Source organism: Capnocytophaga sp. oral taxon 864 (genome assembly GCF_002998835.1).
Lineage (GTDB): Bacteria > Bacteroidota > Bacteroidia > Flavobacteriales > Flavobacteriaceae > Capnocytophaga > Capnocytophaga ochracea.
On sequence record NZ_CP027232.1, the window covers coordinates 2,557,715 to 2,569,476 of the forward strand.

Annotated in this window: 9 protein-coding genes; 6 read left to right on the forward strand and 3 right to left on the reverse strand. The window is 38.6% G+C overall.

Going from position 1 to position 11,762, the window contains the following annotated elements; translation table 11 throughout:
* Positions 1-4 precede the first annotated feature (4 nt).
* Both C3V44_RS11455 and C3V44_RS11460 read right to left on the reverse strand, forming a co-directional pair.
* Positions 5-673 carry a hypothetical protein gene (locus C3V44_RS11455; RefSeq protein WP_106096548.1) on the reverse strand — a complete coding sequence of 223 codons (669 nt, stop codon included), beginning with the start codon at positions 671-673 and terminating at the stop codon, positions 5-7.
* Positions 670-1,716: a hypothetical protein gene (locus tag C3V44_RS11460; protein ID WP_106096549.1), complete on the reverse strand. Its 1,047-nt coding sequence runs from the start codon at positions 1,714-1,716 to the stop codon at positions 670-672. Before C3V44_RS11460 ends, C3V44_RS11455 begins: the two co-directional genes overlap by 4 nt.
* A gap of 173 nt (positions 1,717-1,889) precedes the next feature.
* Between C3V44_RS11460 and C3V44_RS11465 the strand changes: the two genes are divergently transcribed.
* The 6 genes from C3V44_RS11465 to C3V44_RS11490 all read left to right on the forward strand — a co-directional run bounded on the left by C3V44_RS11465 (position 1,890) and on the right by C3V44_RS11490 (position 8,491).
* Positions 1,890-2,801, forward strand: coding sequence for a YafY family protein (locus tag C3V44_RS11465; RefSeq protein WP_106096550.1), 912 nt, complete (start codon positions 1,890-1,892; stop codon positions 2,799-2,801).
* Between the two features lie 106 nt (positions 2,802-2,907).
* Complete coding sequence (locus C3V44_RS11470; protein ID WP_106096551.1) at positions 2,908-3,423, forward strand: hypothetical protein; 516 nt, start codon at positions 2,908-2,910, stop codon at positions 3,421-3,423.
* Entirely contained in the window at positions 3,413-4,195 is a 783-nt protein-coding gene (locus C3V44_RS11475; RefSeq protein WP_106096552.1) for a hypothetical protein, read from the forward strand. Before C3V44_RS11470 ends, C3V44_RS11475 begins: the two co-directional genes overlap by 11 nt.
* Positions 4,196-4,362: 167 nt before the next feature.
* Positions 4,363-5,751, forward strand: a complete 1,389-nt coding sequence (drt3a, locus tag C3V44_RS11480; RefSeq protein ID WP_217351577.1) for an antiviral reverse transcriptase Drt3a — start codon at positions 4,363-4,365, stop codon at positions 5,749-5,751.
* Positions 5,748-7,922, forward strand: a complete 2,175-nt coding sequence (gene drt3b / locus C3V44_RS11485; RefSeq protein ID WP_217351578.1) for an antiviral reverse transcriptase Drt3b — start codon at positions 5,748-5,750, stop codon at positions 7,920-7,922. Before drt3a ends, drt3b begins: the two co-directional genes overlap by 4 nt.
* Positions 7,923-8,059: 137 nt before the next feature.
* Positions 8,060-8,491, forward strand: a complete 432-nt coding sequence (locus tag C3V44_RS11490; protein ID WP_254425439.1) for a hypothetical protein — start codon at positions 8,060-8,062, stop codon at positions 8,489-8,491.
* A 78-nt stretch (positions 8,492-8,569) separates the two neighbouring features.
* Here C3V44_RS11490 and C3V44_RS11495 read toward each other — a convergent pair whose 3' ends face one another.
* Positions 8,570-11,749 (reverse strand): exodeoxyribonuclease V subunit beta, encoded by a 3,180-nt coding sequence (locus tag C3V44_RS11495; protein WP_106096555.1) that lies wholly within the window; start codon positions 11,747-11,749, stop codon positions 8,570-8,572.
* Between the last annotated feature and the right edge of the window lie 13 nt (positions 11,750-11,762).

Sequence of the window (11,762 nt, forward strand, 5' to 3'; positions counted from 1 at the left end):
ATTATCACATTGGCAAATTGGCAAAATTGCACATTTCCACATAGTAATAAATAAGCGAATTGTATTCAGGGTGCGCTTGAATCCACTGATGCAAGATAGGTATAAAGGTGGCGATAATCTCTTTGTCGCCACTTTCTAATATACGTTTGCTATAAGCGATATAGATTTGCTCTGCCAAAGGCATTATAAGTATACCTTGGTATGACTTAGGTGCAAAATCCTCAGCGCGCAGAAACGGCATCACGTCAGTAATTACTTCCAAATATTCCTCACGATCTTTATACGCTTTGTGCAACTGCTCTGCTAAGGCAGAAAACGCTTTTGAAGGCATCGTGAAATACATACCTTTCAAATTCTCGTACAGCACATCAATAAGCGCTATTTTTCCCGTTTTGCGCAACTGTGCGAAGAACTTCACGTATTGCCAAAGCAGTTGGTCAGTGATGAGCACTTCTTCAATGCTAAAACGCAGGTCTTTGAGTGCTTGCACATATTGCAGAAAAGTGTCTAAGTCGTTTTCGACTACTGCCCTCTTGCAAAAATCGTAATACACCCAGCCCAACGAATATTTGTTGATACTGCTATCGTTTTCCTTAAATTCCTCAAGAGCGATGCGCAACGCCTCTTCTAAGTCACCTGCTTTGCGCAAAGCCGTTACCTCACTTATCATCATTTCTTTACAACTCTAAAAAGGGTGATTTTCTCATTGCCCGAAGCAACCATAGTTTGCTCATCTACAAAAAGTAGCGCGTGATAGACTTTATCTGAAAGTTGTTGCCAACTCCTACCTTGGTCGTTAGAGAAGAAAAGACCATTAGGCGAAGTTGCCACCAGAGCATTTCCCTCACTATTAGGAATGTATTGCACACAACTGGCATAGCCAATAGCCTTGTCGGTCGCGATAGGCTGCCAAGTTTTACCCCCATCAAAAGTGAGTGCGCCAGAGCCTTTGCGCTCTGTAGGTTGTTCGTAATCGCCGCCGAGAACAATACCCTGCTGGTCGTTGTAGAAAGCTATGGTGAAAGCCCCTTGAGTAGCCGAACCTTGGGCGAGAGGTAGGGTAGCGAGGTCTTGCCATTTATAGCCCTTGTTGTCCGAGAACAACACTCTGCTCTTACTGCCACCTGTTACTACCCATAGTTTGTTGCCATAGTGCGCCAAAGCCGAGTTGCTAGCGGCAAATACACTTTCACCCTCTTCGAGTTTGGGTGATTGTGACCACGTGAGTTTCGTCCATTGTTGTCCGCCATTGTGCGTTGTTACTACCGATAGGCGATTGTCGATAGGGTCGCCAATAGCGATGCCAAATTGGTCGTCCGTAAAGCGCAATACATCGTAGAATATATCGGGGTGTTCCTCGCGATACACTTCTTCCATACCACTTTGTTCTGCTTTGTAGAGCAATGCAGGGTTGCCGATAGAGAGCATAAAAAAGTTCTGAGTCGTTGCTGCCACCGCGCGGAAATCCGAAATCACCCCGCGATTCTTCAAGTTAGAAGTCGCAATGGTTTGGTTTTGCGTGTTGATAAAACCAAAGGTAGCATCGGAGCCTGCAAAAGCCACGTTTTTATCTAAGAGCACCATTGCTCGCACGCTTATCTTCTCCAACGGAAAAGACTTTACCTCCATCAATTCAATAGTAGTGTCCTTATAAGGATTAGAGTGCTTACACGCCCCAAGGCAAAGCAATATAAAAATAATAGCAATATGTTTCATATCTCAGTGATAAACAAAGGCAAAGATAATGTTTTTGGTTCAAATAACAAAGAAAGGATATATTTTTTCTCAACACTGACACGATTTGTCACAGTAACGCCCTATTTTTGCACTGTGAAACCTAATTTGCTCATTGGTAAATTGACAAATTGACAAATCAATAAGTTAGCATTATGGCAAACTACAAATACCTCCGTTTCCAATTTTTATTGGAGCTCCTTAAAAACAAAGGCGAAAAAGGAGCCTCTTTCGCCGACATCAAAAATTATGTAGAACACCGTTTTGATAGTAGAGATATTCCTTTCGACTACAAAGAACGCACCTTCGAACGCGACAAATGCGACCTCCTTAGTGAACGCGATATATTATTGGTGTACGACCGCACCAACAATGTCTATACTATCGATTGGAGTGAACTGAGCGAAGAACAAAACCTTCAAATGGAAAACGATTGGCTACAAGAAGCCCTCCGCCAGAGCCCGTATCAAAAGCATTTTATACACTTTGAAAAACGCCCCACACGCGGACTCAACTGGCTCTATGGACTTATCTACGCTATTGAGAACCACCATCGTATTAGCTTCAGTTATCATAAGTTTCGTGAAAACACTCATACACCGCATACAGTGCAGCCCTATGCCCTAAAAGAATTCGATTATCATTGGTATTTGTTGGCGCGCGATATGGTTAATAATGCCGAAGAAACCGCTATAAGCGTTTTTGCCCTTGACCGCATTGCTGAACTCGATATCCTCAAGAAAACATTCACCCCCACACCTTTTAATGTAGAGGAACACTTTTGCAATGCCTTTGGTATCATCGCTCTGCCCGATGCACCTGAGGATATTATTCTCCGTTTCGATCGTCATCAAGGCAATTATGCCAAAGTACGCCCTTTGCACCCCTCCCAAGAAATCCTTACTGACAACGCTGAAGAGCTCGTGATACGCCTACATCTTACCCCCTCCTACGATTTCGACCAAAAGTTATTATCGTTGGGTAACCGTGTACAAGTGATTGAACCACAGTGGTATCGAGAGCATATTATAATGCGACTCAAGCAAGCGTTGGATAATTACGAATGAAAAAAGATAAGTTAAAATTTTAAGAAAAATTTGGTATTTATATAAATAGTGTTATTTTTGCCCTATTATTATAATAAAAATAGTTAGAGAATAAATATAATCGAATATGAAACTGACTCAAATAGATAGATGTACAGATATTAGTAAACTGATATCAGATATTGGTCTTAGTGATTCAATATCTGAATCAGCAGTCTCTGCTGATGTGTTGATAGTACCTTTTGGATATAACGATGCTCCAAACGTCTTTCCACAGCATATAGATGAGTTGTTCCGCTTCTGTAAGGACAATAAGTTGAAAATTGAGATTTTGGTTGACGATGATAAGTATGAAGAAATAGTACTCAATTCACATGTAATGCGACTAGGTAAAATCATCGTCAAGGATTTAGCCTTACCTCTTTTTATCAGCGTTCTCGGAGCGTACATTTATGAAAAAACGTGTAATGATTTAGATACAGATAGAGTAGTTGAATCTGTATCTCCAACTAAGGTGGAATTTGAGATAGAAGTCATAGATTCACTCCAGCAACGGAAGTCAATGACATTCAAATTTGAAGGAGAGGCTAAGGAACTCACTAAAGCAACAAAAGAAATAAAAAAAATCTGGGATGGACATTGAACTGAATAAATATGATCTTGCTTTTTTGACTTCTAATACTATTGATTATAAGCAAGAACTATCTGTTGTAGAAAATGAAAAGAATATACAACAACTACAAGGAAATTGTCAAGTTTCCAATATGTTATGGAGAATTCAGAGCCGTATTTTCATATTTGCTGAATATAAGGAAATATTTCAACTACTCCATAAGGGTGAGTATTTCAAAGCCTGGTGTCAGGCAGAACAAGCAGAGATTGCAATTAACTTTCTTATAAAAAATTTTCCTGAAGACAAAAATCTTGTGGAAAATATAAGGGAACGCATTCAAAAGCTACAGCAGCTATACCCATATAGACTATTTACAAGCATAGTGATGGTGGTCAAAAGTGCAAAATGCAATATTTGTGGTCAAAAGCTATCACCAAGATATAATTGTGGACACAAGATAGGAAAAGTTTATAAAGGAGAAATATGTTGCAAGGAGGTTACAGATTTTGAACTAAAAGGCATTGATATAGTGCCAAACCCTGAGCATAAATATACTGTACTTTTCATGACAAATGGGAAAGGGGAACATATTGATAATTATGACTATAGTGGGTTACAAGAGTTGATGAAATTGTGGCTAACACCTTTTCAGGATTGGGATTATGAGGTTACAAAATCTTATCAACCCAAACAAAGAGTATATAATGATGATGAATTTTGCCCATGTGGTTCAGCTCTATTCTATAAAGACTGTTGCAAAGATAAACCAGGAATTAAGCATACACAATTTATTATTCGTTAATTTACTTAATTTCTGAGTACTACAACTACCCAAAAAACGAAAGAGGGTATCAGAGTAATTGAATAATAGATGAATAAATAAACTCAAAAGAGATGTCTCAATATAGTTTCTCATATAATTACGATTCGCTGAATGATGCGTTTAATGCAGTAAATAGGAAAGGAAAGATGCAGAAAAGATATCTTTCTTCTCAATATTTAGATGCTGCTCAAGAGTATCGTGAGATGAGAAAGAAACTAAATGAGATATTGAGAAAAAAAAAGACAGAGCGTACAGAGGAAGAAACAAATCAGGTTGATCAGTTGAAGCAATTGATGAAGGATAATGCTCAGAAGCAGAAAGACTTATTACAAATGCATCTTAACGAAGTATCTTCAAAGATTTTATCAAGTAGTTTTCGTTTCACCCTCACTCCAGATGCGTCAGAAAATCCACAAAAACCTGTTTACTCTATAGGAGATACACCTGAAGAATTTTTTGCAATGCAAGCCCTTTGCAGAAATGTGAAGAAATTATTTAAAATCTCTATGTCAAGTCGTGATGAGATACTTTCTCAGTTAAAGATGTTGTTGAAAGAGGATAAAAGCAGATACTATATCATTAGAACTGATGTTTGTAATTGTTTTGAGTCAATACCCCATAATAAGTTGTTTGAGTATTTGGAGGGCAACAATCTGCTTGATGTAAAGAGTAAGAAACTCTTACGTGGACTCATCCAAAAGGAGTTTGAAGACAAGAACCGGCGCCCAGTTATAACAACTCCACAAACGGGTATTCCAAGAGGTTGTGCTATCAGCTCGCTACTGTCTGAGTTCTATTTATCTAAGATAGATGAGAAGATTAGGTATAAATTGCCAGGAATAGTGTTTATGGCAAGATATGTAGATGATATTATTATTGTCATACATCCTGATTTAGATGATGAACATCAGTGGTCATTGGATAAATATATCGATGTTTTAACAAATACATATATTGAATATGGTTTAACAATTCACACGCCTGCGGACGGAACAGATAAATGCTATATATATGATTCTGATGATAAAAAGAGTCTAAAATTTGATCTTTTAGGATATACTATACGGTCTATCAAAGGAAAAAAAGAAATGCAAGGCTTTTTCTCTTTGTCTAAGAGCAAAATGGATAGGATGCAAAATCGTATAACAAAGACATTTGAGAAATTTGATAATTTATTGCATACTATGTCTTACGATGTTGCGGCTAATTATTTGTTTGATGCATTACATGTATTGACATGCAATATCAATCTGTATAATGCCAAACGGGGAGTGAAAGTTGGTATATTTTACTCTAACCAATTGTTAGATAATAAGGAAGGCTTGGAGGGCTTAGATAAGTATCTTGAACATAAATGTAATCAAATATCTTTATATGGTAAGGCAGCTGTTGCTCGGACTAAACAGCCACAGATTGAACTAATCCTAAAGAAACAGCTTAAGCAAGTGTCTTTTATCAAAGGTTTTGAAAAACCTCATAAACGATATAAGATAAAGAAAAATAGACTGCAAATGATTAAACAATCGTGGATATGAGAAAGAGAAAAAAGGTAAAATTAAGTTATAGTAAAGAGCGAGTCCTCTTTTCTGATGTCTTGCCTTACGAGTGTCCAATTATTTTTTCAAATAGGTATTTATACAGATTTCTCACAAAATATCTATGGGTTCGTGAAAAAGGAGGTAATAAAGAAACACTATTAAAACAAAAGAAGCGAACTGATGAAAAGGATGTGAATGCTTTTGTAGCATTACTTTTTGGTTGTTATGATCATAATAAACCAATAGGTGATTTAAAACACAAGAATAACGCTCTATTCTATCCCTATCAATTTAATATCGCCCACAAGCCGAATAAGAACAGAACGTTGTCAATTATACATCCTTATAACCAATGGCAGGTAGTAGAGTTTTATGAACGATATAAGTATTCTATACTCTATCTTTGCAATCAGAGTAAATACTCTCTTCGCAAACCACACAAAATAGCGCAATACTTTTACTATAGAGACCGACTTCACCATAAGTTGTCTGGTCATGAAAATGATAAAGTTGAATTGTTTTTCAAAGAATATGAGAACTTGAAGACTTACTTCAGTTACGAGAAGTATTCAAATATATATAAGTTCTACGAGGGCTATAGATATCAGCGAGCTGAAAAGAAGTTCAAACATCTTATGAAGTTTGATCTTCAGAGCTGTTTTGATAGTATTTACACCCACACTATAAGTTGGGCAACTGCTGGGGGGGTAGATAAGGTGAAGGTTTTGCCTAACTATCATGGTTCATGGGTTGGTGATGCGTTTGATCATCTAATGCAGTCCGTTAATGCTCGTGAAACGAATGGTATCGTAATAGGTCCAGAATTTTCTAGAATCTTTGCAGAGATAATACTTCAGTATATAGATCAGAAAGTTGAACAGGAATTATTTAAAAAAAATCTTTGTCAGAAATCTACCTATGAGTGCTATAGGTACGTTGACGACTATTTTCTCTTCTATAATGACGAAAAAGATAGGGATCTCTTCATAGAAACTCTAACAAAATGGTTGAAAGAATTCAAATTACAAATTAGTCCTTCTAAAACAGAAGAGTTTGAAAGACCTTTCATAACAAAGGTGACTATAGCCAAACAGCGAATAGAAGATTTGCTTAATGATATATTTTCAATTCCACTTTGGGAAGAAGTAGAGTCAAATTTGGGAACAGAGAAAGATGAGGATGCCGAAAATGAGAATTGGGATAAAGATAGGGAAATACTAAATAAAAAATTCAATATATATCTATCTGCAAATAGTGTAAATGTTCAAATAAAAGCAATAGTAAGGGAATGCGGAATCGAATATCGTGATATAGCAAACTATCTACTTGAGAAAATGAGTCAACGTCTTGATAGTTTTCTCAATCGGTACGAAATGGGATTCAAGAAGTATGAACGCTTGATGTCAAAAGAAGATACTAATAAGGAGCAAGTTGAGCTTCTGGCACAACGAGCACAAAGGAAGCTTACAAGCTATCTTGTATCTCTAATTGATGTGGCGTTCTTCGTATTCAATAGCAACAGGCAGGTAAACACTACATTGAAATTGCAGAAGATAATGAATTCCATCGTTATCTATGCAAAACGGCGTGGGGATTTCAAATCTAATCCAGAAATTAGATTCCAAACGATAAGCAAGGATATTATCTTTAAGAAGATCCAGGATGAAATTGCCTTGGTGCTGATTACAACAGATCCACATCGAAACACATTGCATGAAAGTCTCTACTTGTTTATTCTGTCGAAAGAATTAGGATCTGCATATCTATTTGCACCTAAAGTTATCAAATCATTCATCGAGAAGAGTGAATTGCAGTATAACCTATTCGCATGCATTATACTAATGTATTACTATGCGAACCACAAGTGTTATGATGAACAAAAGTCCTTATTGAAAAAAGAGATTTCGAAAAAGTATCGTTTTGTTGCGGAGTCGGAACGAAAACGCAATGCGGAGCTTACGATCCTCACGGCGGATATGATGACTTGTCCCTTTGTGGATGATACATACAAGCAAAGCCTTCTTAAATTGATGGGCATTACTGAGACAAAAGACCAGCAGATGATAATACGCTTTGCTAAAAAACAAAAATATATTTTCACTCGCTGGACAAAGTTTAATTTGAATAAAGAATTACAAGCAAAGATTTCACAGGAGGTATATTCGTAGCTTTTGTATAGTTGTTGGTCCGACTACACTTTCACACACATAACCTTCAGCTAGCAGAAATGACGCACGAAGTTGCGATTTCCGAAATGGTTGGTTAGGATTAATATTGAATGTGAAATCTTGCTTTTTTCAAACCGATGTATCTAGCTTCTTCATTTGTCTTCTTTTATAATATCTACCGCAATATAGGCAAGGTCTATGGCGAGGTGTTTGCCAAAGGAGATTATCCACAAGCGTTGGAGTACATAGCTTTTGGTAATTACTTTTTGCGTCCGGCTGAGGTGTGTGGAGAGAGTATTGTCATAAACGGCTGGGAGGAAGAAGTGCGTAGCTTTCAACAGTTGGTAGCCTTAGAAAAACGGCTACAGCCTGCCCTTATTGTTTTCGTGAGTAAAAAAGCCTACGAATCGTTTGTGCGGGTGGCACAAGCAGAAAGGGCTACAGCCTTACTTAGCAAAGCCAAGAGTGTACCTCATCCCAATAGTGCGTGGTGGAATCGTTCTATTACACAATATGAGGGACGTAGTGGTAAAGAAGAGATGAGGAGAATTTTATCAGATAACAGGTAACAAGTAACAGATAGCGTAAAATTTAAGGACTTTGACAAAGTTTTTTTTGTTTTTCTAACTATTTAATTACTAATATTTCTAAATCTTTACCACTTCTCCTAAATCCAAATACACTAAATATTTTCCTTTTACTTGCCAGCCTATGGCTGTTAGGTTTTGTTGGTAATGCTGTAGTTGGGTGCGGTATTGGTCGTTGGGTTGTCCGGTTTTGTAATCTATGATATAGACTTCGCGACTGCTTGGGTTGTAGGCGAGTCTATCGGGGCGGAAATAGTTGCCGTTAGCGTCTATAAATTCACGTTCGGTAAAATATTCGTAGTCCTTGCTAAAGAAAGGTGCTAAAGTGCTGTCGCTAAGCAATCGTGCCATTTGAGGTTGCAATAACTCGTATTGTTCGGCAGTGAGTGTGCCCTCTTGTAGTGCATCGTTGAGCACAGCGTCGAGGTCGGTGGCGTAAGTGATTTTCGAGAACAACTCGTGAATGAGGTTGCCGCGCTCCAAGGCTTCTTGTTGGTGAGTGTCCCATAGCAGGGAAGCCCCTGTCGCAATCTTGTAGTTCGGATACTGCCAACCTTTTTGGAAAGGAATAGGTGATTCTTCTGTAGTTTCTTTCTCTTTCTTCTTAGGAAATACAGCACTTCCAAAGGTATATTCCACTATATCGCTATTCCACTGTCCGTTTTCTTCTAAAAACTCTTTAAAGAGTGTGCCATAAGTCTCGGCACTGCTTTTGGAGAGTGAGGTGATTACATAAAGAAATGATTCGGGACGCGTCATCGCTACATATAATACATTTAGCTGGTCGAGGAGGTTTTGTTCGTGTAGTTGCATCATAAGCTCTTCGGCTTGTGCGTCGTAATTCACTAAGCTTTTATTGCTGTTTACCAGCAGATAGTCAAAACCGTTAAACTGCTCGTGGTCTACGGGAAACCAAAGTTTTTCAGTATGTGTATCGATGAGTTTGCTATCGGCGAAAGCGTAGATAATCACGGGGGCAGAAAGCCCTTTGCTCTTGTGTACCGTCATCACGGTAATAGCGTTTAACCCTTCGGGCGAACTGATACTCAGTTTTTCTTGCTGGTCGTCCCAAAACTCCAGAAAATCGGATAAGCCTCCTTTGCGCGCATTCTTAAAATCGAATACAATATCCATAAAGTGAGTGAGATAAGCATCGGAAGAGCGAGCGAGGTCAAAACAATTCACCGCCAAAGCTACTCCTTCGTATAAAGAATATTGGTTGAACAGCTCTATAGAGAAGTGAAAATCGGCAAGGAAAGTATTTACGGGTTCCTCTACATATTTGCTGAGGAATAGGTGAGGGTCTTTAGTTTCTTTAAAACGAAGATAATCAAAGAGCAATTGCAGTTTGAGTTCTTCACTTTCAGGGTGATAAAGCAGACGTAATAGGGTGACGAGAAACTGTACCGATGCGACGTTTTTCAGCAATAGTGAATCAGGTGAAATCACATTTCTTTGCTGTTCTGAAAGGAAAGAGGCAACGGCTGCTCCTTCGCGGTTGGTGCGCACCAATATAGTAATATCCTTATCGGCTGCCCCTGCTCGGTTAGCGTGTTCTATTTTCTCTAAAATCGCTTCACAATAACTCCGTTCGCGCGGTGAAAGTGCTACAACATTGCTATTGTCTTCTTCTGTAGGCACTTCTTCTTCTCCAACTTCTATAAAGGAAAGATTGAAATAGCCCTCGGGTAAGGATTGGTCTTTTTTGTTTTTGGGATATTCCTGTGTAGAGTTTTTGTAAAGTTCTTTGTAGGTCTCACTTTGGAAAAGGTCTGCTGCAAACTTAAAAAAATGGTTGTTAAAATTGATAATGGCTTCTAAACTGCGAAAGCTTTCATTGAGGTCTTTTACTTCTCCTTTGATGCGGAAAGGGTTTACTTCATTGTTATACAAACTCATAAACTGTTCCGCTTTTCCTCCTCTCCAACGGTAAATCGATTGTTTGGCATCGCCTACAAGTAATACCGACCCGCACTTATTGTTCACCTCACTTTGCACTGCATTGAGGATAAGCGGTATAAAGTTTTGCCATTGCAGTACTGAGGTGTCTTGAAACTCATCGATAAAATAGTGGCGGAATTTCTCACCTATACGTTCGTAGATAAAAGGTGCAGGCTGGTTGCTGAGCTCTGAGGAAATCACTCCGTTGAACTCCCATATAGGCAAGATGTTTTCTTCTTCTTTAATGGTCTCTATTTCTTTTTGTATGCGGTTGAGCAAAGCCAAAGGTACAACGTATCTCAGCGCGTTGTTCGCAAAGGCAAGGGCACCAAAAGCCTCTTTGATAGCCAAAAACAAGTTGGCAATTGTCTCTTGCAAACTGTCGATAAGGGCAGTATCGTATTTCTTACCTGCTGAACCAGAATAAAGAGGTTCGCCTTCTAATAGATTGTTTTGCCAACCACTGCCCCACGAAGGCTCCTTAGAGTTGTCGGCAGTGAGGTTATCGAAGAATTTGTATAAATGTCCTCCATTAAAAGCGCCTTTATCCAAACCGTGCTCGCACATCAGTTGCATAAAGTCTTGGGCAGAAGTTTTAATGCTTTTCAGGGCATTGTTGCGTTGTTTGAGTAAGGTATTTTTAAGAATTAGAAAATCAGGTATTTCCTTGTCTTTCAGCGATTGTAATTGCTCGTAATGGTTCTCATTGGTGAGCATTTCGGCTACGCCTAATAATTCTTTAGTAGTATCCCAACTCTTGTCGTCTTCTATCTTTTCATTGGCGAAATCGATGAGCAATTGGGTAAGCTCGGGGTCGTTTCCTGCCTGATTCATCAAATTATCAACCGCTCGCTCTAGTAAAGCCTTGCTGTCCAACTGTACTTCAAAGAAAGGATTGAGATGCAAATCCTGTGAAAAGTGGCGTATCAGTTGGTGATTGAACCCATCGATAGTACTGATATTAAAAGCCGCGTAGTTGTGCAGTATATGCTCCAAAGCCTTAGTCGAACGCGTTCTCAATTCTTCGTCGGGGAGATTCAATTCCTTTGCTAATTCACTAAACATAGCGTGAGGTTGGGTGAGCATTCTGTCCTCACTGAATACCCCCAATAACTCTATGATGCGATTCTTCATTTCAAAAACCGCCTTATTGGTAAAGGTAATAGCGAGTAACTGCCTAAACAAATCGGGTTGCTTACTGCCGAGAATAATTCTCAGATAGGCTTTCACCAGACTGTAGGTCTTTCCAGACCCTGCCGAAGCGTTGTATATAGTATAATTTGCTGAAGGTGTATTCATTTTTTACCTCTTA

What these genes read in the sequence shown, in the direction of transcription:
- C3V44_RS11455 (WP_106096548.1), bottom strand. Translation starts at nt 673, where the DNA reads ATGATGATAAGTGAGGTAACGGCTTTGCGCAAAGCAGGTGACTTAGAA.
- C3V44_RS11460 (WP_106096549.1), bottom strand. Translation starts at nt 1,716, where the DNA reads ATGAAACATATTGCTATTATTTTTATATTGCTTTGCCTTGGGGCGTGT.
- C3V44_RS11465 (WP_106096550.1), top strand. Translation starts at nt 1,890, where the DNA reads ATGGCAAACTACAAATACCTCCGTTTCCAATTTTTATTGGAGCTCCTT.
- C3V44_RS11470 (WP_106096551.1), top strand. Translation starts at nt 2,908, where the DNA reads ATGAAACTGACTCAAATAGATAGATGTACAGATATTAGTAAACTGATA.
- C3V44_RS11475 (WP_106096552.1), top strand. Translation starts at nt 3,413, where the DNA reads ATGGACATTGAACTGAATAAATATGATCTTGCTTTTTTGACTTCTAAT.
- drt3a (WP_217351577.1), top strand. Translation starts at nt 4,363, where the DNA reads ATGCAGAAAAGATATCTTTCTTCTCAATATTTAGATGCTGCTCAAGAG.
- drt3b (WP_217351578.1), top strand. Translation starts at nt 5,748, where the DNA reads ATGAGAAAGAGAAAAAAGGTAAAATTAAGTTATAGTAAAGAGCGAGTC.
- C3V44_RS11490 (WP_254425439.1), top strand. Translation starts at nt 8,060, where the DNA reads ATGTATCTAGCTTCTTCATTTGTCTTCTTTTATAATATCTACCGCAAT.
- C3V44_RS11495 (WP_106096555.1), bottom strand. Translation starts at nt 11,749, where the DNA reads ATGAATACACCTTCAGCAAATTATACTATATACAACGCTTCGGCAGGG.